This is a genomic window from Labrenzia sp. ATLA3 (assembly GCF_057180185.1).
On record NZ_JBXUKV010000001.1, the window covers coordinates 394,080 to 413,823 of the forward strand.

19 protein-coding genes are annotated in these 19,744 nt (G+C 58.1%); 11 read left to right on the plus strand and 8 right to left on the minus strand.

Going from position 1 to position 19,744, the window contains the following annotated elements:
* The first annotated feature begins 140 nt into the window (after nt 1-140).
* The 3 genes from AC2A6O_RS01740 to AC2A6O_RS01750 are packed head-to-tail and all read left to right on the plus strand — an operon-like array spanning nt 141 to nt 2,449.
* Nucleotides 141-416: a DUF3572 domain-containing protein gene (locus tag AC2A6O_RS01740; RefSeq protein ID WP_006934911.1), complete on the plus strand. Its 276-nt coding sequence runs from the start codon at nt 141-143 to the stop codon at nt 414-416.
* Entirely contained in the window at nt 409-1,101 is a 693-nt protein-coding gene (locus AC2A6O_RS01745) for an HAD family hydrolase (RefSeq protein ID WP_498925491.1), read from the plus strand. The genes AC2A6O_RS01740 and AC2A6O_RS01745 overlap by 8 nt, the downstream gene beginning before the upstream one ends.
* Nucleotides 1,102-1,132: 31 nt before the next feature.
* Nucleotides 1,133-2,449 carry a DNA polymerase IV gene (locus AC2A6O_RS01750; protein ID WP_498925908.1) on the plus strand — a complete coding sequence of 439 codons (1,317 nt, stop codon included), beginning with the start codon at nt 1,133-1,135 and terminating at the stop codon, nt 2,447-2,449.
* A gap of 43 nt (nt 2,450-2,492) precedes the next feature.
* Here the strand turns inward: AC2A6O_RS01750 and AC2A6O_RS01755 are convergent, their stop codons facing one another.
* A complete protein-coding gene (locus tag AC2A6O_RS01755) occupies nt 2,493-3,365 on the minus strand; it encodes a cell envelope integrity EipB family protein (protein WP_209001084.1) in 873 nt (290 codons plus the stop codon).
* A gap of 276 nt (nt 3,366-3,641) precedes the next feature.
* Here AC2A6O_RS01755 and AC2A6O_RS01760 point away from each other — a divergent pair, with 276 nt between their 5' ends.
* From AC2A6O_RS01760 to AC2A6O_RS01770, 3 genes are all read left to right on the plus strand, one after another.
* Nucleotides 3,642-4,109, plus strand: a complete 468-nt coding sequence (locus tag AC2A6O_RS01760; RefSeq protein WP_498925492.1) for a RidA family protein — start codon at nt 3,642-3,644, stop codon at nt 4,107-4,109.
* Between the two features lie 85 nt (nt 4,110-4,194).
* Nucleotides 4,195-4,974 (plus strand): glycerophosphodiester phosphodiesterase family protein, encoded by a 780-nt coding sequence (locus tag AC2A6O_RS01765; RefSeq protein WP_148584130.1) that lies wholly within the window; start codon nt 4,195-4,197, stop codon nt 4,972-4,974.
* A 91-nt stretch (nt 4,975-5,065) separates the two neighbouring features.
* A complete protein-coding gene (locus AC2A6O_RS01770; RefSeq protein WP_498925493.1) occupies nt 5,066-6,391 on the plus strand; it encodes a GNAT family N-acetyltransferase in 1,326 nt (441 codons plus the stop codon).
* Between the two features lie 14 nt (nt 6,392-6,405).
* On the opposite strand, the gene AC2A6O_RS01775 is transcribed toward AC2A6O_RS01770, so the two are convergent.
* From AC2A6O_RS01775 to AC2A6O_RS01785, 3 genes are all read right to left on the minus strand, one after another.
* Nucleotides 6,406-7,260 (minus strand): GNAT family N-acetyltransferase, encoded by an 855-nt coding sequence (locus tag AC2A6O_RS01775; protein ID WP_498925494.1) that lies wholly within the window; start codon nt 7,258-7,260, stop codon nt 6,406-6,408.
* 127 nt (nt 7,261-7,387) lie between these two features.
* Nucleotides 7,388-7,708, minus strand: a complete 321-nt coding sequence (locus tag AC2A6O_RS01780; protein WP_148584132.1) for an antibiotic biosynthesis monooxygenase family protein — start codon at nt 7,706-7,708, stop codon at nt 7,388-7,390.
* 136 nt (nt 7,709-7,844) lie between these two features.
* The gene (locus AC2A6O_RS01785; protein WP_498925495.1) at nt 7,845-8,774 is read right to left on the minus strand and encodes a LysR substrate-binding domain-containing protein; all 930 of its coding nucleotides are present in this window, start codon (nt 8,772-8,774) and stop codon (nt 7,845-7,847) included.
* Between the two features lie 123 nt (nt 8,775-8,897).
* On the opposite strand from AC2A6O_RS01785, the gene AC2A6O_RS01790 reads away from it, so the two are divergent.
* The 3 genes from AC2A6O_RS01790 (at nt 8,898) to AC2A6O_RS01800 (ending at nt 10,337) form a co-directional block, all read left to right on the plus strand.
* Nucleotides 8,898-9,083 (plus strand): YdcH family protein, encoded by a 186-nt coding sequence (locus tag AC2A6O_RS01790; protein ID WP_498925496.1) that lies wholly within the window; start codon nt 8,898-8,900, stop codon nt 9,081-9,083.
* Nucleotides 9,084-9,114: 31 nt separating this feature from the next.
* On the plus strand, nt 9,115-9,318 hold the full coding sequence (locus AC2A6O_RS01795; RefSeq protein ID WP_148584135.1) for a hypothetical protein: 204 nt from the start codon (nt 9,115-9,117) through the stop codon (nt 9,316-9,318).
* A gap of 191 nt (nt 9,319-9,509) precedes the next feature.
* Nucleotides 9,510-10,337, plus strand: coding sequence for a bifunctional allantoicase/(S)-ureidoglycine aminohydrolase (locus tag AC2A6O_RS01800; protein ID WP_148584136.1), 828 nt, complete (start codon nt 9,510-9,512; stop codon nt 10,335-10,337).
* A 273-nt stretch (nt 10,338-10,610) separates the two neighbouring features.
* On the opposite strand, the gene AC2A6O_RS01805 is transcribed toward AC2A6O_RS01800, so the two are convergent.
* The 4 genes from AC2A6O_RS01805 to AC2A6O_RS01820 form a co-directional block, all read right to left on the minus strand.
* Nucleotides 10,611-13,715, minus strand: coding sequence for an efflux RND transporter permease subunit (locus tag AC2A6O_RS01805; protein WP_498925497.1), 3,105 nt, complete (start codon nt 13,713-13,715; stop codon nt 10,611-10,613).
* A gap of 33 nt (nt 13,716-13,748) precedes the next feature.
* Nucleotides 13,749-14,843, minus strand: coding sequence for an efflux RND transporter periplasmic adaptor subunit (locus AC2A6O_RS01810; RefSeq protein WP_498925498.1), 1,095 nt, complete (start codon nt 14,841-14,843; stop codon nt 13,749-13,751).
* 13 nt (nt 14,844-14,856) lie between these two features.
* Nucleotides 14,857-15,420, minus strand: coding sequence for a TetR/AcrR family transcriptional regulator (locus AC2A6O_RS01815; protein ID WP_148584139.1), 564 nt, complete (start codon nt 15,418-15,420; stop codon nt 14,857-14,859).
* A 232-nt stretch (nt 15,421-15,652) separates the two neighbouring features.
* Nucleotides 15,653-17,299 (minus strand): EAL domain-containing protein, encoded by a 1,647-nt coding sequence (locus AC2A6O_RS01820; protein ID WP_498925499.1) that lies wholly within the window; start codon nt 17,297-17,299, stop codon nt 15,653-15,655.
* A 156-nt stretch (nt 17,300-17,455) separates the two neighbouring features.
* On the opposite strand from AC2A6O_RS01820, the gene AC2A6O_RS01825 reads away from it, so the two are divergent.
* Entirely contained in the window at nt 17,456-18,355 is a 900-nt protein-coding gene (locus AC2A6O_RS01825; RefSeq protein WP_148584141.1) for a sugar kinase, read from the plus strand.
* Between the two features lie 195 nt (nt 18,356-18,550).
* The gene (locus tag AC2A6O_RS01830) at nt 18,551-19,726 is read left to right on the plus strand and encodes an aq_1923 C-terminal domain (protein ID WP_498925500.1); all 1,176 of its coding nucleotides are present in this window, start codon (nt 18,551-18,553) and stop codon (nt 19,724-19,726) included.
* Nucleotides 19,727-19,744 lie beyond the last annotated feature (18 nt).

A 19,744-nucleotide genomic window follows, 5' to 3' on the forward strand; every position in this document is an offset into this window, starting at 1 on the left:
AACTTGCCGGTCCCATTTTATCTTCGCAGCACGATTTAGTCCGCGGTAGAACCCTTCCCCGGTCCACTTTAAATTTCTTCTAACCCGGAATCGTTTCAGAAAGGCAAAAAAACACAATGAAAAATATGCAGAGTAAGTCATTGTCCGTTGAAGAAGCACAAGGAATTGCCACTGAAGCCCTTCTGCAACTCAGCCGGGATCCGGAACAGATCGGCAGGTTTCTCGCATTTTCCGGAATTGGGCCGGAAATGATTCGAGAAGCCGCGGGTGAACCTGGCTTTCTGGCCGGGGTGCTGGAGTTCTACATGATGGACGAGGCGCTCCTGCTTGCCTTTTGTGAAAATGCCGGCATACGACCGACAATGATGGCGGCGGCGCGCTACGCAATCGCCGGTGGAGACGAAGACTATGCCTGAGCCGACGCAGGTTCTTCCCGAGGTTCTGAGCCAGATCCAGAAGCTGCCAGCTTCAAGCCGTCCCTTGATCATCTGCGATGTCGATGAAGTCGTTCTGCATCTGATCGCGCATCTGGAAGACTATCTTCATGCGCGAGATCTGGCTTTCCTGAAATACGAATACAGACTGACCGGCAACATCGGCCACCAGGACAATCGGCAGCCATTGTCATCCGATGAGGTTCGCAGGCTTCTTCTCGAGTTCTTCGATGAGGTCAGCCATCATCAGGACATGGTGCCCGGTGCGGGCGACGCTCTCAATGCACTGGCAGAGGACTGGGACGTGATCCTGCTGACAAACCTGCCCGGTGGCCACAACAAGCCCGTGCGGGAAAAGCTTCTGTCCGGATTTGGCATTTCGTTTCCCTTGCTGACGAATTCTGGTCCCAAGGGCGGTGCCGTCGCGGCCCTGTCCCGCGGCCGCCCGGAACCGGTGGTCTTCATCGACGACAGCCCGACGAACCACGCGTCCGTCCACGCGACGCTGCCGTCCGCTGTCCAGATCCAGTTCATTGCCGATACCAGGTTTCTGAACGCCACCGAAATGGCCGGCCATATCGACCTTTTAAGCGGCGATTGGCAGGAGACGGCCGCCTTTATCAGCGCTATTCTGCAAGGCTCAAACCGAAACCAGCAGAGCGGCTGATTGCCCGTCCGCACCGCAGCCGATTGCCAGCATCGTGTCCCAAACCGTTCCGACCTTAAGCACCCTTTGCCGAGACTGCGGCGCCCGCCCCGCCCCCTCGGCGACGCGGTGCCCCCGTTGCGGCAGCCCGAGGCTGGTCAGGCATCCGGAACTCGACACGCTGTCCATTGCCCATATTGATTGCGACGCCTTTTACGCTTCGATTGAAAAGCGCGATAATCCGGAGCTGCAGGACCAACCGGTCATCGTGGGAGGCGGCCAGCGTGGCGTGGTGTCCACATGCTGCTACATTGCCCGCATCTACGGTGTGCGGTCCGCAATGCCCATGTTCAAGGCGCTCGAGGCTTGCCCCCAGGCGATTGTGATCAAGCCCGACATGGCGAAATACGCTAGCGTTGGCAAGGAGATCCGCGAACGCATGCGGGCGCTCACACCTTTGGTGGAGCCATTGTCGATTGATGAAGCCTTTCTAGACATGACGGGGACCGAACGCCTGCACAAGAAGACTCCCGCCGAAACCCTCGCTGGCTTCATACGCGACCTGGAAACCGACATCGGCATATCGGCATCCGTCGGTCTTGCCCCCAACAAGTTTCTGGCAAAACTCGCTTCCGATCTGGAAAAGCCGCGCGGGTTTTCCGTAATTGGTGCAGCGGAAGCTGAAGAGGTTCTGGCCGCCATGCCGGTGGGCCGCATATGGGGTGTCGGCAAGGTATTCCAGAAGAAGCTGGAGAAAGACGGCATCCGCACCATCGGTCAGCTTCAGGAAATGGAGGCGACGGATCTCGCCCGTCGGTATGGCTCCATCGGATTGCGTCTTGCCCGCTTGTCGCACGGCGACGACAGCCGGGAGGTCACGCCCGAGCGTGGCGCGAAAAGCGTTTCCGCGGAAACCACGTTCTTCACGGACATCTCAAACGTCGACACCCTGCGTCCAATCCTCAGAAACCTTGCGGAAAAGGTGTCGGCTCGACTGAAGAAAGCCGAGCTTTCAGGACGCGGCGTTACGCTGAAACTCAAAACAGCAGACTTCAAGACAATCACCCGGGCGCGGCATTTTCCCGACCCAACCCAGTTGGCCGACAAGATATACGCAGCGGGCGAAAGTCTTCTTCAGATCGAGGCTGACGGTCGTCGTTTTCGGCTTATCGGCATCGGTGTCAGCGATCTGGAAAACGCGGATCGGGCAGACCCCAGGGACCTGCTCGACCAGGCGGCCGAACGGCGGAAGAATGCGGAACTTGCCGTGGATCGCCTGCGAGACAAGTTCGGCAATTCAGCGGTGGAGCTTGGCCTCACACATGCGGCGCGAGCGGCCAGGGAAGCCAAGAAAAATGGCGAGACCTGATCGGCTCGCCACTGATTTTTTCTAAGCGAATAACCAGACCCGGTTATTGCTGCGGGCACTCGGTTTCGTCGAAAAGCTCCAGAGACGCCATTTTGCCTTGAATGGTGAAATCACCATAGTCGAGCTTCAGGTGGCCGCTGACGCCGTTCTCATACAGCCAGAACGAAAGCTGGTAGACCGGCAACAACTCTCCGGTCGCGTCCTCAGAAGTGGGATCGAAATAGGCCACGGTGACCGGCCAGTAGCTTTTGCCTGACAGCGGAGCGTCCACATGGTCGGCGTCGGTCTTTGCGTCGTTGACAGCCTTGGCGCCAATCACCGTCGTCGTGGCGTAAACCTTTTCTCCGGTTTCAGCTCCGTCATAGATATCGGCAGCAACGAAATGGACCCCCGCTTCGGCTGCTTTGAGGATCGTCAGCAGATGTTCCGTCGGAAACAGCACTTCCCGGCCGATCTCCAGCGACTTTTCCTTGGGCTCTTTCAGTTCGACGGTCCGCACCTTCTTTCCGTTGCGCGCAGTCCCCCGGGTTGCCTCCACCAGCTTCTGGTCGACAAAAGTCTTGGACAGGAACTGGTAGCTTTCGGCACTCGGCTCTTCGAACGAAGTGGTTTGCAGATCGGTGATCTGGGATCCGCCGTCGGTGTCCTGGAACTCGGTGACAAAACGGAAATTGACGCTGTAACCTTCGCAGGCGCTTCCGGAGAAATCGTAGACCATGCGTCCGTTCAGGCCTGCAATCCCGGCTTGCTCCTCACTGTCCCCCAGGTTCATGTCGTAAACGGCACGATGAGGCACGAGTTTGAAACCGGCAGTGCCGCTCGGATTTGCGCTGGCCGTGCCAGGCACCGCATAAGCCGCGACGGCAAGAACGATCGCACCAACGGTCGAGGACACTGACTTCGAAACGCATTGCATCAAAAAAACCTCATTTTTTTCCGGGTGGAAACGCCACCTGGACCGGTTCCACACATTATGCGGCAAACTGCACATTCCGCCACCGCGAATATACGGCCCTGCCTCAAGCCCCGTTGGTCTGTTATTTCACAAATCGTCGCCCTAAAGTGGGGCTCACGGCATACGAAACCAAGCTCCTCCACAGTTTCCTTTTACTGGAACTGGCCCTTTTTGACCTTGTCACCTCAGACGAATTACGCCAAGACACGCAAACAGTTCTCAAACTTGGAGCCCCCCATGAGCAGCGCGATCGAAGCCCGGCTGAGCGAGCTTGGCATCACCCTTCCGGAAGCAGCGGCCCCGGCGGCCAATTACGTGCCTTTCGTAAAAACGGGCAATCAGCTGTTCGTTTCCGGCCAACTTCCGATGGCGGACGGCAAGCTTCAGGTTTCCGGCAAGCTGGGTGACGGTCTTGGGATCGACGAAGGCAAGGCCGCGGCAAAGCTTTGCGCCATCAATCTGCTTGCACAGGCAAAAGCTGCGACCGGAAATCTCGACAAGGTTTCTCGGCTTTTGAAAATCGTGGGCTTCGTGAACTCGACAAGCGAATTTACCGACCAGCCACAGGTGATCAACGGCGCGTCCGACTTCATGGTCGAGGCTATGGGCGATAAAGGCCGCCATGCACGCTCTGCCGTCAGTGCCGCGTCCCTGCCTTTTGGTGCGGCTGTCGAGATCGAAGCAATTTTCGAAATCGAAGACTGACCGATAGCGGGGGGTGTTTGCCCCCCTGCCCCTCCCGATGCCATTCCGGCCGGTGAGGCATTTCTTATCAACCGAGCCCGCCGACATGACACCGGAACTCGAAGCCATCTTCGCCCGCCCGATTGCCCACCGCGGCTATCACGATGCCGATAACGGCGTCATCGAAAACACGCCGACCGCGATCCAGCGTGCGGTCGACAAGAATTTCGCGATTGAGGTGGATGTTCAGGAAACGGCAGACGGCGAAGCGCTGGTGTTCCATGACTACACCCTGGAACGGCTGGCAGAGGGAAGCGGCAAGGTCATCGATCTAACCGCCTCCGAGCTCACCAAAATCCACATGAAGACCGGGACGGACAAGCTCTGGCTTCTGAAGGACCTTTTTGACCTTGTGGACGGCCGCGTGCCGTTGGTGATCGAGATCAAATCCCTCATGCGGCGTGACGCACAAATGGACTTTGTACGTCATGTCACCGATCAGGTGGCGGACTACAAAGGCCCTGCCTGCATCAAGTCGTTCGATCCGGACATGTTGTCGATTGCAAAGGCGCGCAATGCCTCGGTGCTGCGCGGCGTCGTCGCGGACGGTGCCGAGCCTGGTCGCGACTACGTACGCTACAGCCGCGTCGACCGTTTCATCCTGCGCCATATCCTGCACGCACCGCGCACGCGGCCGCACTTCGTTTCCTATGGCATCAAGGACCTGCCGAAGGCTGGCCCCAGCCTGCTGCGGTCGGTGTTCAAAGTCCCGCTGATGTCCTGGACCGTACGCACCACGGAACAACGGGAAAAAGCCAGGCGTTACGCCGATCAGATCGTTTTCGAGGGCTTTGACCCGGACAAGAGTGCGGCCCGTTCCGTTTAGAATTAGCCATCACATGGCCTCAGCCTCTTGCACTGCAAAATGCCAGCTCTACATCAAGAGGATGGTTTCAAACTTTGGTTTCTTCTGACGCATGACCTCCTCCCGGTCCACGGACAGCGACGCCCCGGCGAAAAATGACGGCGGACAGACAGCCACCTTGCGCATTCTGTCTTCCTTGAAGGATGTCTCTGCTTCCAACTGGGACCAGGTGGCCAACCCGGGCTGGCAACTTTCCGGGCGGGGGCTCTTGCAGAAGGACCCGAGAGACGAGGCATTGGCCGAGCTTTCCGGAGCACTCGGTGGCGGTTCCGAACCAGCCAGCGAGGAAGTCGATTTCAACCCCTTCCTGTCTCATGCCTTTCTGGAGGCCCTGGAGGCATCCGGATGCGCCACCGAAGCGACCGGCTGGCTGCCCAGGCATATGCTGCTGGAAGACGGCAGCGGGCAGATCCTCGGCGCCGTTCCGGCCTATCTCAAAAGCCATTCGCAGGGCGAGTATGTGTTCGACCACGGCTGGGCGGATGCATTTTATCGCGCGGGTGGTGAGTATTATCCCAAGCTGCAGATCAGCGTTCCCTTTACCCCGGCAACCGGACGCCGGTTTCTGACGAGTGCCGGCGTCAACCGCGAGGCGGGCCTCCAGGCTTTGGCGGCCGGTCTGGTGCAGGTGTGTCAGCGCTCGGGCGCGTCCTCGGTTCATGCAACATTTCTGACCAAGCCCGAGTGGGACACTCTGGGAGATCTTGGCTATCTGCAACGGACCGACCAGCAGTTTCACTGGGAAAACCACGACTACGACAGTTTCGACGGCTTTCTGGCAGATCTCGCGTCCCGCAAGCGCAAGGCCGTGAAGAAGGAGCGGCGCGAAGCCCTGAGCGCCGAGGGCATCGAGGTGGAGTGGGTCACCGGATCCGATCTGACGGAAGCTCACTGGGACGCGTTTTACACGTTCTACATGGATACAGGTTCACGGAAGTGGGGCCGTCCCTATCTGAATCGCAAGTTCTATTCACTGATCAACGAGAGGCTGGCGGACCGCACTCTGCTGGTGCTTGCCAAACGGCACGGCCAATATATTGCCGGCGCGCTCAACTTCATCGGCTCACAGACGTTGTTCGGGCGCCACTGGGGCTGCACCGAGCATCATCCATTTCTCCATTTCGAGCTGTGCTACTATCAGGCAATCGACTTTGCCATCGCCAACAAACTGAAGCGTGTAGAGGCGGGAGCACAGGGGGCGCACAAACTGGCGCGCGGCTACCTGCCGACAACCACCTATTCAGCCCACTGGATAGCCCATGAAGGGCTGCATCAGGCTGTCGCCGACTATCTGGAACAGGAGCGCCTTGCCGTTGAGCGCGAGAACGAGGCTCTTGCCGAACACGCGCCGTTCCGCAAGATTGATCAAGAGATCTGATCTCTCGTCTCCGCTCAGAAACCTAGCTGCATTTCGTATTGCTGAAGCAGTTCTTCCGCGCCTGCCTGCCGCAGGAATGCATTGGCGCTCTGCGTCGCGGCGTCGACGTTGACAAAACGCAGTTCAGATTTCCCCGCGGCTTCCATTATCGCCTTGAGCAAGGCGTCGCCGATGCCCTTTCGGCGGTGGTCCTTGTGAACGGCAATCTGCGCAACCGCCCCATCTGCAAAACTTGCCCCCCAGCCCAGAAGACCGTCGCCGCAGTGAACGGCCACGAGATGAATATCCGGACTGAGACCACGGAGCGCGGCTAAACTGTTCTGGGGTGTTGGCAACGTGTCGAAAAATGCGCTTGTGTCATGTGGCAGCGCGTCGAGGCCAATCTTGGCGGCAGTCCAGTCTCCCCCCTTCGCCGCAAGCGCTCCGGTACCTCCGAGACGAAACACACCAAGCGTCCGCTCACGGTGAAAACCGAAGGCCTCATAGGCGGAAACCGCTCTTTCGTTGGTGGTGATGACCTCAAGCTGAAGGCCTTTCGAACCTACCTTCCGCTGTTTTTCGATCACCGCCTCCAGGAGCTGCCGAGACAAGCCGTTTCGGCGATGTGACGGGCTCGTCCCGACGGACAAGGTATAGGCTCTGTTGCCATATTCCGGGTGTGGCTGACCGGAAAACCAGAAGGCGGCAATCTCGTCCTGCGCAAGAGCCATGAAGGAGTGTTCTGCAGAAAAGCCGCGTTGGCGCTGGAACTCCCTAAAGTCCTCCACGCTCAAATGCATCGGCGTAACGTAATCCGAAAATGCCAGGTTCAAGGCATCGCAGAGCTGCGCAGCATCGAACGAGCGGCAATCGACAATCTGATAGGTCATGGAAAATTTCCGGAGGAATTCAAAGACTTGCGAAAGCTAGCACTGAATCCCGCCCCGGAAAAGCCGGGCAAGTGAGAGCGCTGGCCAGCAAAGACCGCAACCGTCATTTCCCGGCAAGCAAGTCAGGTCAATCGAATGCCTCCGCGACATCGTACATCACGGGTTCAAAACTCTTGCACAACGAACTGATGCGCCGATTGCGCTCACGCATTTCCGGGGTTCGCAACATTGCCAGGAAATCCTCCCGCCGGCGCCACTGCGAATAATTGGCGATCCGGGTCTGCGCATCGTTCACATGCAGTCCTGACCCGATGAAGCCCGGCTGATGGCGAATGAAGCTCTCGTACGCATCCTTCAACTCGTCCAGAAGGTCGTAGCAGGTGCCTGGCGTCATCTCGAAGGTGGTAATGACGGTCTGGCAGTCTCGGTCGCTTGATATTTCGGGCATGGCTCTCCTCCTCCGCCGTTTGTTTCGAGGCTGGCACGTTTTTAAGTGACCGGCAATATGGGGAGGATTACGTGGACCAATAGAGAGCTTATTTGACGTCCCTGCCCGGCAGTTCCGGATGTTTTCAGGTCTACACTCAGGCAGGCTCGATCCCGTCGACGTTCATGTCTCCCACTGCCTGCAGGGCAAGCGACAACAGCTTTTCAAAATGAGTTGTGCGGGATGACCCGCATCGCCAGACGAGATACATCATCCGGCGCATCGGCAGGCCTTCGACCTTCTTCAACAGAAGATCAGGCTCCTTTCCAAACTCTGAGGCAATATAGGCGGCAGGAAAGAGTGCCAGCCCCATGCCGATCGAAGCCATTTGACGCAAAGCGTCGAGGCTGGTGCCTTCATAGTCCTGCCGGAAATCAGCTCCGGCAGCATGCGCCAGCGCCTGAACGTCGTTGTGGAGACGGAACCCCTGCCCCAGCGCGAGCAGCTTCTCACCGCGCAACATATCGACGGGAATCACATCAACACCGGCCAATGGGTGCGACTTCGGCACGGCAAGAGAAACGCTTTCCCGGCAAAGCTCCCGCGCTGTCCACTGGTCCGACGCGGCGAAATCCGGCGTCAATATGCAGTCAAGCGCCCCCGACATCAGGCCTTCTTCCAGAAGATTAGGCCTGTCTTCGCGGATATAGAGTTCTAGGAGTGGAAACTCACGCTTCAGAATCGGCAACAGGTAGGGCATGAAATACGGCCCGAATGTGGGCGAGACGCCAAGCCGGATCAAACCGCCCAGATTTGATTGCCCCGACTGAGCAAGCGTCACGATTTCGTCGAGATTTTCCAACGCGCGCCGCGCAAGCGGCAGCAGACGCTCGCCGGACGCCGTCAGGTTGATGCCACCGCTGCCACGCTCCAGCAATATACAGCCGAGCTGGTCTTCAAGCAGCTTGAACTGGGCTGAAAGTGTCGGTTGCGACACGTGGCACCGTGCAGCCGCCTTGCCGAAGTGCAAGGTTTCTGCAAGCGCAACGAAATAGTCCAGTTGTCGTGACGATGGCCGAAAACGCATTGCACCTCCATGAGCGATAGACAATACCTATCAAAACAATCGAAACAATGTATTTCATCTATTCGCGTTCAGCCTCCATATCAAGGGTGTCACAGACACTGCCCACGAGAGAGGAGGAGAGCGATGTACCAAAGACTGAAATCGCTGCGCAGCCAGCACAACACCCTGGATGCCCTTATCCGCAGGGAGGAATTGCCCCCCTATCCGGATACGCAGCACATACGGTCCCTGAAGAAATTCAAACTCCGTTTGCGCGACGAAATCTCGCGGATTGAAACCAGGCTCAGAGCTCCGCAGCTGGCCTACTGAACAAATTCACCACGCTAATCGGGAGGTTCTAATGAACCCGTTTCTGCCCATGTTTGCCCCCCTTGCTGCCTTGCACCGCGCGCCCTCCCGAGAATCACGTCTGAGGGATATTGACGCCCGAATGGCCTCGTTCTTGCGCGAAAAACAGACGTCGGACACCACCTGCCCCAAGGTGCTCGATAACGTCAAAACCGCAAGGAGCAAAGTCCAGCGCGAGATGGTCACGGCGCGTTAAAACGCCGGGCCACGATAACGACGGGTTCCTGCCCACCGGATTCCCGCCATCCGGCGCGTTGAAAGCCGTCAAGCTGGACACCCCGCCCGCAACCCTCGCGGGCGGGTTTCTTTTTCGTTGCCTTGCTGGAAGCCGCGTTTTCTAATTCACCCCAAATCACGTGTATCGGCAACGACCCCGGGGAAATCCGCATGAATTCATCGCCTTATTTCGCGCTATCCGGCGGCCACCCGCCCCAGACCCAACTTCTGACAGACCGGGCCGTGTTTACAGATGCCTATGCCGTCATTCCGAAGGGAACGATGTGTGACATCGTCACAAGCTATCTTCCGTATTGGGAGAAGACCCGGCTCTGGGTCTTGTCGCGACCTCTCTCCGGTTTTGCAGAAACATTCTCGCAGTACATCATGGAGGTCCAGCCAGGTGGCGGCAGCCGGAAGCCGGAGCCGGATGAAGCGGCAGAAGCCGTGCTTTTCGTTGTCGATGGCAGGCTGACACTGACCATAGAAGGCAAGGTGCATGTGCTGGAAGACGGCGGCTATGCCTATCTTCCAGCAGGCTGTGCCTGGACGGTCGAAAACGCCGGTGGCAACGCGGTGCGATTTCACTGGATACGCAAGGCCTATGAAGCGGTCGAAGGGCTGTCCAAGCCGGACGCCTTTGTCACCAACGACAAACTGGTCAAACCGACCGACATGCCCGGGACTGACGGAAAATGGGCCACCACCCTCTTCGTCGATCCGCAAGACATGCGCCACGACATGCATGTGACCATCGTGACTTTTGAACCGGGAGCCGTGATCCCGTTCGCCGAAACCCATGTCATGGAACACGGGCTCTATGTGCTGGAGGGCAAGGCCGTCTATCGGCTCAATCAGGACTGGGTGGAGGTTGAGGCAGGCGACTACATGTGGCTGCGCGCCTTCTGCCCGCAAGCCTGTTACGCCGGAGGGCCAGGCAAGTTCCGTTACCTGCTCTACAAGGACGTTAACCGGCACATGAAGCTCAGACGCGACTAGGCGGCCGACTCAGAAAATGAGTCTGGAACCTTCGGCAAGGCATTGAGATTTCTGAACTAAACAAGATCACAAATCTTGACGACCTAGCTCCCTCCTCGCCCGGACAAACGAGACGCAGTCCGGTATCCGGGAAGTGAAAACTCCGCTCTCTCTGCAGCCTCAGCTCAACATCCTGACGACTTGCAGCGTGCCCGAGGTCATCTGATGCGCGATGGTTCATAGTCAAAAGGCGGCCCAGAGGCCGCCTTTTCATGTTTATGACCGCGTTGGCTCCTACGCAGCCGGAACGGCATCGCCCGGGATTGACGGCTCGGCCTCTGGCTTGCCTTTCTTCGGAGGGCGCACCCGGAAGAACAGAGAATAGAGAACCGGTGCGGCGATCAGTGTGAGCACTGTGGCAAACGCCAGACCGCCCATGATCGTCACCGCCATGCCACGGAAGAAGGCGTCCGACAGAAGCGGTGCCATGCCGAGGATGGTGGTGATTGCCGCCAGCATCACCGGACGCATACGCGAGACGCTGGCTTCGACGATGGCTTCGTATTTTTCCCTGCCCTCGCCAATCAGAAGATCGATCTCCTCCAACAGGACGATAGCGTTTTTGATCAGCATGCCGGACAGCGACAGGATGCCCAACAGAGACATGAAGCCGAAGGCCGTATCCGTGGTCAGAAGGGCGATGGCAACACCATTGATCGACATTGGCACCATGAGCCAGATGATCAGCGGCTGACGCACGGAACCGAACAGAAGGATGGAGATGATCAGCATGACCAGGAAACCAAGCGGCAGCTGCGCGCCCAGGGATGCCTGTGCATCGTTGGTGCTTTCATATTCTCCGCCCCACTCCAGCGCGTATCCAGGCGGAAGTTCTATCGCCTCGATTTGCGGTCGGACCCTTGCAAGGGCTGCGGATGCGGTTTCGCCCCCGGTGGTTTCAGCCTTCACTGTAAGCGTGCGAACACGGTCGCGGCGATGGATGAGCGTGTCCTGAGGCTCCATGACGAATTCCCGCACGACCTGCTCAATCGGCACATAGCGGCCTTCGGTGCTGCTCAGGACCAAAGCGTCCGATACGCTTTCGTTCACGGAGATACCGTTCTGATCAGCCTTGCGGGCGACGATCGGAACGCTTTCGTCGATATCGCGGAAGGAACCGACGCGGACGCCTTCGGTCGCAAACTGCAGGGCAACAGACAATTCCTCCCGGGTCACACCCGAAATCCGGGCACGGTCCTCATCGAATATCGGCCGCACGACGAGTTCCCGCTGCCGCCAGTCCGTGTTGACGTCGGCAAGCTTGTTCTCCGCTTTGTCGAAAATCGCCTTCGCCTCATTGCCAAGCCGCTTGAGCACGTTCGCATCCGGGCCCGAAAAGCGTGCCTCGATCTTGGCGCCGCCACCGGGACCGAATACCAGGCGCTTGGTAATGATCTGCGCTGAGGGAAAACGCTCTGCGAAGCGCTCTTTCAGATCCAGCGCCAGCATATCGATCTCATCGCGCCCATGGGTTCTGATGATCATGTGGCCATAGGCCGGGTTCGCGTCTTCCGGTGCATAGGTCAGCATGAAACGCGTTGCACCACCACCGGCAAAGCTGGTGACTTTCTCCACACGCTCATCGGCAAGGACGATCTTCTCCATTTCCTTCAGGTCTGCTTCGGTCGACCGGATGTCAGTGCCCTGGGGAGCCCAGTAATGGAGATAGAAGATCGGGGTGTTGCTGTCCGGGAAGAACGCCTGCTTCACATTGCCGAAGGCCATGACGCACATAACCGTGATCCCGACCAGAGAGACGACCGTCAGCAACCGCACGCGCAAGGTGCCGACCAGGATCGCCCGATAGGCTCTGTAGAGAATGCCTTTGTAGGGATCGTGATCGTCCAGATCGCCGGTGGCCGTTCTGAAGAAATACTTGCCGAAAAGCGGCGTGACCGTGATCGCAAACACCCAGGACAGAAGCAACGAAATGCCGATAACGGCAAAGAGTGAAAACAGGAACTCACCGGTCGCGTCGGGTGACAGACCAATGCCGGAAAACGCCATGATGCCGATGATGGTTGCTCCCAGCAGCGGCCACATGGTTTGAGCGACGACACGGCTGGCGGCCTCAATTGCCTTTTGTCCGCGCTGCATGTTGATCATCATGCCTTCCGCGACCACGATGGCGTTGTCCACCAGCATACCCATGGCGATGATCAGCGCTCCGAGCGAAATGCGTTCCATCTCGATGGCGAAGATCCGCATGAACAGGACCGTTGCCATCACCGTGAGAAGCAGCACCGTGCCCACCACGATGGCCGCACGCCACCCCATGAACAGCGCAAGCACCGCGATCACGATGACAACGGAGGCGGCCAGGTTCGTGATGAAGCCATTCACGGATTCATCGACCACAATATTCTGTTCGTAAATGGGATGGATCTGCATGCCGACGGGCAGTTGCGCTTCGACCTGGGATAGTTTTTCGATCACGCGTTCGCCGACTTCGACGATGTTGGTGCCATCGACCTGGGACACCCCGATCGTGACGGCCGCGTGGCCATTGTGCCTGATCAGCCTGTTCGGCCGTTCCGGTTCACCCAGTTCCAGTGTTGCGATATCGGACAGGCGGATCATTGCGGTCGATCCCGCACGACCGATGACAAGATCCTGAATGCCTCGGAAATCATCGAAGGCGGAGGCTGTCATCAGGCGAATGCGTTTGTCGCCTGAAACGCCCGACCCGTTGGTCTGGATGCGGTTTTCGGCGTCCAGAACACTGATCACATCGTTGAAAGTGATGCCGAGCCCGGCCATCTTGTCCTGATTGACGTTCAGGTAGATGACGTCCTGGGGTTCCCCGGCGACTTCAACCTTGCCGACCCCCGGTACGGTCAGAATTTCGCGGCGAATGCGCTTGACCGTTTCGCGAATGTCCCGGTTGGTATAGCCGTCGGCAGTGAAGGCGTAGAACAGGCCGTAAACGTCGCCGAAGTCGTCATAAACCAGAGGCGTCCCCGCCCCTGCCGGCAGGTCCCGGACCTCGTCGTTGACCTTTCGCCGCAACTCGTCCCAGACCTGCGGCAGTTCTTCGCCGTCGTAGGTCGGCTTGATCTCCACGCTGATGCGCGACAAGCCCGGCTCCGACACGGACTTGATCAGATCCAGTTGCGGCATCTGCTGGATGGCTGTTTCAAGGTTTTCGGTAATTTCGTTTTCGACTTCAGCCGCGGTCGCGCCCGGATAGCTGGTGATCACCTGGGCCTGCTTGATGGTGAATGCAGGATCTTCCAGCCGCCCCACGGTGGATAGGCCCCAAAGCCCCCCCAGAAGCGACATGATCACGATCATCCACGTGTTGACCGGCTTTTGAATTGAGTAGCGTGCAATATCCAAGGTATCTGATCCTCTAGCCTGTCCGGAACCGGATCAGTTCAAACGCCGCACGACCTGGCCGTCGCTGAGATAAGCAACGCCGGCGGAGATGATTTCGTCGCCTTTTTCCAGCCCGGAACGGACAGGAATGAAATCCCCCATGACCGTGCCGATTTCGACCGGGTGCTTGGACACGGCCCCAGAGCCGGAATCGTATTTCCAGACGTAGGAATTTCCCTCGCTATCGACGGCAATGGCACTCGACGGCACCAGGAATTGTTCTCCCAGTTGCAGCCCTTCAGGCAGAAACTTCACGGTCACCGATGCCGTCATGCCGGGCGAGAGCTGCTCTGCCCCCTCGCGCGGCATCGCCAGGGTAACGCGATAGGTCTGCGCTACCTCATCGACCTGGCTGGAATGCTCGCGATACGTCAGCGGAAATTGCTTATCCCCGTAGGCGGGAAATCTGGCCTCAATGGACGTCACTTCGGATGCTGAAACCCGTCCGAACAGAGCCTCGGCAACGTTGATGTCCACCTGGACTTCCGACACGTCATGAAGTTGTACAACCGGCGTTCCGACACTGACCGTGGTGAAATTGTCGACCAGACGCACGGAGACGATCCCGTCAAAAGGCGCCTTCAAAGTTGTGTACTCAAGGTTCTGTGTGGCTTCCTTTTGTGTCTCCAGCGCAAGGTCGTACTTGTTCTTCTGCTCGTCATAGGCTGACTGTGAGATGACCGACCGTTCGCGCAGGGTTTCCAGCCGATCGAGCTCCCTTTTTGCCTGTTCGGCATTGATGGTCGCTTCTCGTAATGCCCTGTCGTAGTCCGTCGTATCCAGTTTGGCGATCAGGTCGCCTTCCTTCACGCGCTGGCTTTCCAGCACCGGCAGTTCGACAAGCTTACCCGGCACCTGGAAAGACAGGGCGACGGTTTTCACCGCCTCCACCCGGCCGGCGAACCGCCGTTCCAAGAGCCCGATCTGGTCTGTCACCGTGAAGACTTTCGCTGGTCTGGGCGCAGCATTGAGTTTTGCCTCCGCCTCGGAAACCGGATCAAAAGCATCGTCCTGACAGGATGCAAGCATCCCGGCAGCCAAAAGAAGGGCGACCCAACGGCGAATTGGGGCTTTGTGAAGTGCCAGCATTTGGTCTTCCGTTCTAGTCTTTGAGTTGGGTCAGACGCATGCGGAGGTCCTGAAACACCAGCGCGCGCTCATCGTCAGAAAAAATCGTGACGCAATGCGCCTCAGAGAAATGAAGGCCTTCCAGGCAGGCCCAGATAGACCAGGCTTTGCCTCGGTCGGGAAGTTCGGCCTCGATGGCCTCCTTGAGACGTAATTTCACACCCCGGAAGGGTTCACTCAGGTCGGGACGGTCCGCTTTCGTGGCCAGCATGGCTTGCGCCAGGTCACGCCGCTCGCCCAACCAACCTTCGGAGACCTCGATCATTGCGCTCAAGGTCGGGCACTCGGAAGAAAGGTTGCGCTCCCTCTCGGCAGCCACTTCAGCTTCGAACTGGCTTGCCAGAAACTCCACCATGCCGGTAATCAGCGCATCCTTGGTGGGGAAATTATAGAGAACCCCGCCTTTGGAAAAACCGCTTTCCTCGGCAACGGCATCCATGGTCAGGCATTGTGCGCCCGAGCGCCGGACGACCTCGATTGCAGCTTTCAGTATTTCCGATTTCGATTCATGCGAAGTGCGTGTCGAACGCGCTGCCATTGTATACCGTCCAGTCAGTACAGTTTCGCTCTCTTTATACCGTCCAGCCGGTACAGACAAGAACATCTGGCATGGAAAAATCAACCTGCATTTTCATCACGCCCGTTAATTGTGCGAGATGGCGCAAGACAGAGCTTTGGCGGCACAAGAAGTGTGCATTTCCGCCAGTTAGCTGACTGGATTTAGTGAGGGTAACTCATGCGGGAGGCTAGGCGAAGCGCACCAGCAGGGGTCAGGCTGCTGCGTTCTTCCGCATTGCAGCTTCGTTGGCCGCCTTCTCTGCCGCGGCCGCTTCGGCTGCAAGCCGCGAACGTTCGTTGGCTTCTTCTTCGGTGCGTTCCGCAAAGGCGATAAACTCGTCAGCCGGCATGGGCGCTGCAAAGAAATAGCCCTGAGCGGCGGTCACCCCCAGTTCGAGCAACCGGTCGATCTGCTCTTCCATCTCGACACCTTCGGCAATGATGCCCATGCCCAGGTTGTCGGCCAGCTCGACCATGGAATCGACAATCGTCGTGGAGTTGTCGTCCGATCCGATGGTATCGATGAACATCTTGTCGATCTTGATGATGTCGACGCCCAGCTTTTGCAGATAGGCCATGCCGCCATGGCCCGTGCCGACATCATCCAGAGCAACACGCACACCCAGTGCCTGCAGTTCCGCGATGATCTTGCGCGCCAGTTCCATGTCCTCCAACGGTTGGCGCTCGGTTACTTCCACAACGATCTGCTGGAAGGAAATCCGCGTTTTTTCAAAGATTGAACGAATATCGGAAATGACTTCCCGATCCAGGAAGTGACCCGCGAAAAGGTTGATCGACAGCTTCAGGTCCGGATTGTCCCCGTAAAGCTCGCCGATTTCCTCGGCAGAGACGCGCATGATGTGACGGGTCATGTCGAAGATATGGCCGTTGTTTTCGGCATAGGCCATGAACTGCCCCGGTGACACGATCATGCCGTTCGGACGGCGCCAGCGCATCAGGATTTCACACCCGCGCAACCGCCCGCTCTCGATATCCATGACGGGCTGATAATAGGGAATGAACTCGCCATTGCGGATCGCGGCGATGAATTCGTCGTCGGCTTCCCTCTCGGGCCGCCAGGACAACCAAACACCGATGGCAACGAACAGGAGCGCAATCCCCGCGCAGGCGGCGGCAGCAACGACCTTCAGGTCCTGCACGACCTTGTCGGCGGCAGACAGCGGTGCGGTGACCGTCGCCACGAGAGGATAAAGCTGCGATGAAACTTCGACAGACAGAATTTCGGAAGGATCCGTTGCCTCTGAATTATAGCCACCGATAGTGTACCAGAGCAGGTTGTTGCCAAGGCGTAATTCGGTCCGGCGGTAAGAGCGCAGATATTCCGGGCCGGGATCGATTGCAATCACGGCAGGTGTCACTTCCGCGAAAAGGCGTGTCTGGTCCTTGAGATCCCAGCTGATCACTGCCGCACGGGCTCCCAGATAGCTCCGGTCCAGCATGCCGATGCCGACAAGCGGGCCGTCCTCACGCATCGGCGGCAGCACAATCTTGCCGGCCAGATCCGCGTCCGGAATGATGCACATGCGCTGACCGGCGGCATCGGCGAGCCCGATGGCGTCGATCATCCCGTGTTCGACAATCTGCTTCTCGTAGATGACCCGGTCTTCGGCATTGCAGGTTTGCACATCGTCCCGGTCCAACCTCTGAAGCACGGAAACGGTAGTGGAAATTGCCTCTTCGGCACGGTGGATGGCCACATTTCCCATGGCCTCCATCTCAACCACGGCACGGCGTTCCGCATACTGGTTGAGAATGATGTTGATCGCAAACAGCGGAGCAGTCGCCAGCGCAAGGGCGATCAGCACCGTTTTAACGAAACCAACATAGCGGAAAGACAAGTCGACAGCCTGTTCATGATAAACTCTTTCTGAACATGGCTGATCTGGGTAAACAAGGACTGAAGATTCAGTCATTTCATTCAGATCAAAGCCACCTGCCTCTTTGCCGTGTTAGCTGCAAAACAGACGAGAAAAGCCGGACTTCGGGAGGGTTACATGCAGGCATTGTTTATTGGGCAAGCCTATATCGACGTTACTTTTTTGACGGACCAATTGCCGACGGGCGACGAAAAGACGATTGCCCGGGATTACGCAATCAGTTTTGGCGGAAATGCGGTCACGGCGGCGTTTTGCTGCGCCAAACTGGGAGGCAAACCGGAGTTGTTGTGCTCGCAGGCGGACGACTGGCTGGCACGCATGTTCCTGGACATGGCAGCGACCTACGGCGTTTCCATTCACGGGCGCAAGGTGCGGGAAAGCTCCCTCTCCTTCATCATGCCAAAGGGCGGCAAGCGCGCCATTGTGCGTTGCCGCGACAACGAGTTCCTGCATCCTTTCCCTCCCCTCACCCTTACCGGCATGAAGGCCCTGCACCTCGATGGGCATATGCCGGACGCGGCGCTGCACTATGCGACCACTTGCAAGAACCTTGGCATCCTGACATCACTCGACGGCGGCGCCGTGCGCGAAAACACCGATGAACTGCTCAATCAAATCGATATTGCGGTCGTGTCCGAGCGTTTCTGCCAGCAGTTGGGCATGTCAACCGGTGAAACGCTTTCGTATCTGCGCACCAAGAACTGTCCTGTCGGCGCTGTAACGCTCGGCAGCGAAGGCATGGTCTGGTACGAAGCCGGTGGTCCGGACAAGGTGATGCCCTCGCTCAACGTGCCCTTGTCGAAGGTGGTCGATTCCAACGGTGCCGGCGATGTCTTCCATGGCGCTTACATTGCCTCCTACCTGCGCTGGCCGGAGAGAAGCTGGGATCAGCATTTCCGCTTTGCCCGCGGAGCTTCGACCCATGCCATCCAGCACCTGGGCAACGAGGCCAGCCTGCCGACCCTGGAAGACATCGAGCGCGCCAACATCACCTTCGCCGAAAAAGCCGTGGCCTGACAAAGGCAATTTTTGCCGAAGAACGGGATGGTAAAGCCGGTGTATATCCGACCCTCGCATTTCAACCGGGTAAAATGTGACGCAGGACATATTTTGACCGAATAAGCCCGGCTATTGCTTGCTCCGGCTTTCGCCTTGCTACACCGTGGAACTTCCCTCAGAGTGAAGTCCGCCTCTATTTCGTGGAGATTTTCAATGATGTTTTCCCGTTCGCCCCGGATCGCAGCCGGTCTGACGGCCGCCGTCAGTCTGCTCGCCCTTCAAGCCACTCCGGCGCTTGCCTTCGATCCGTCCGGGAACGAGATCGCCGATGCTTTTCTGAGCCTGCTGGATGCCGAGAAAGGCACTGTCGAGAGCTATGGTTCGGTTGACGAAGCAGGCGATGCCGTAACGCTCAGCGACATCGTCATCAGCAAGGAAGACGAAGAAAACGCCAGCGTTACCATTGCGTCGACCGTTTTGACGGGCGGAGAAATTCAGTCCGACGGGCGGCTCAAGCTCTCAAGCCTCGATATGAGCAATCTTGAGCTCACGGCTGAGGACGGCGGCATGTCGCTGGCGGACCTCAAGGTCACGGACCTTCTCCTGCCGACGCCGGAAGAAGCTTCTGCCGACACGCCACCGGTCGGCCCCGGCTACAAGACATTTGAAGCCAACAGCATTCAGATCCGCGATGAAGACAACCAGATTGCCGACATCGTCAAAATCTCCTCCTCGATCGACGCCATGGACGGCGACCTTCCGACCGCAGCCCAGTTTGCTGTGACCGGCGCCACCATCGACGTCAAGGAACTGGAAACAAAGGAAACGAAGTCCCTTACGGATCTCGGTTATGAAACTCTGACGCTCGACATTTCCGGATCTGGCAAATGGGACCCGGAAACGGCCACACTCGTGGTTCCCGAACTGAAGATCGACGCCAAGGATGCGGCCAGCCTGTCTGTCTCGCTCTCCATGGGCGGCGTTACCCGCGAAGTGATTACCCAGCTCAACGAAAAGTCGGAGAAGCCTGAAGAAGCGATGGCGCTCCTGCAGAATGTGACCATCGAAAACGCCAAGATCCGGCTGGACGATGACACGTTGACAGGCCGGGTACTGGATCTGGAATCGGAAAAGGCCGGTGTCGATACGCCGACCTATGTTGCCGGCCTTACCGGCACGCTGCCGATGATGCTCGGCATGCTGCAGAACAAGGAGCTGGAAGGCCAGGTGACCAAGGCCGTGACCCAGTTCCTGAACACGCCCGGCTCGCTGGAACTGACAGCCGCTCCGGGTGCACCTGTTCCGCTGTCCCAGATCATGGGCACGGCAATGTTTGCACCTCAGATGATCCCGCAGATCCTGTCAGTCGGCATTACCGCCAACCAGTAAATCTGCTTCAGACAGTAA

Coding starts and splice junctions, on each gene's coding strand:
- AC2A6O_RS01745 (WP_498925491.1), top strand. CDS start 409: ATGCCTGAGCCGACGCAGGTTCTTCCCGAGGTTCTGAGCCAGATCCAG.
- AC2A6O_RS01755 (WP_209001084.1), bottom strand. CDS start 3,365: ATGCAATGCGTTTCGAAGTCAGTGTCCTCGACCGTTGGTGCGATCGTT.
- AC2A6O_RS01760 (WP_498925492.1), top strand. CDS start 3,642: ATGAGCAGCGCGATCGAAGCCCGGCTGAGCGAGCTTGGCATCACCCTT.
- AC2A6O_RS01765 (WP_148584130.1), top strand. CDS start 4,195: ATGACACCGGAACTCGAAGCCATCTTCGCCCGCCCGATTGCCCACCGC.
- AC2A6O_RS01770 (WP_498925493.1), top strand. CDS start 5,066: ATGACCTCCTCCCGGTCCACGGACAGCGACGCCCCGGCGAAAAATGAC.
- AC2A6O_RS01775 (WP_498925494.1), bottom strand. CDS start 7,260: ATGACCTATCAGATTGTCGATTGCCGCTCGTTCGATGCTGCGCAGCTC.
- AC2A6O_RS01780 (WP_148584132.1), bottom strand. CDS start 7,708: ATGCCCGAAATATCAAGCGACCGAGACTGCCAGACCGTCATTACCACC.
- AC2A6O_RS01785 (WP_498925495.1), bottom strand. CDS start 8,774: ATGCGTTTTCGGCCATCGTCACGACAACTGGACTATTTCGTTGCGCTT.
- AC2A6O_RS01790 (WP_498925496.1), top strand. CDS start 8,898: ATGTACCAAAGACTGAAATCGCTGCGCAGCCAGCACAACACCCTGGAT.
- AC2A6O_RS01795 (WP_148584135.1), top strand. CDS start 9,115: ATGAACCCGTTTCTGCCCATGTTTGCCCCCCTTGCTGCCTTGCACCGC.
- AC2A6O_RS01800 (WP_148584136.1), top strand. CDS start 9,510: ATGAATTCATCGCCTTATTTCGCGCTATCCGGCGGCCACCCGCCCCAG.
- AC2A6O_RS01810 (WP_498925498.1), bottom strand. CDS start 14,843: ATGCTGGCACTTCACAAAGCCCCAATTCGCCGTTGGGTCGCCCTTCTT.
- AC2A6O_RS01815 (WP_148584139.1), bottom strand. CDS start 15,420: ATGGCAGCGCGTTCGACACGCACTTCGCATGAATCGAAATCGGAAATA.
- AC2A6O_RS01825 (WP_148584141.1), top strand. CDS start 17,456: ATGCAGGCATTGTTTATTGGGCAAGCCTATATCGACGTTACTTTTTTG.
- AC2A6O_RS01830 (WP_498925500.1), top strand. CDS start 18,551: ATGATGTTTTCCCGTTCGCCCCGGATCGCAGCCGGTCTGACGGCCGCC.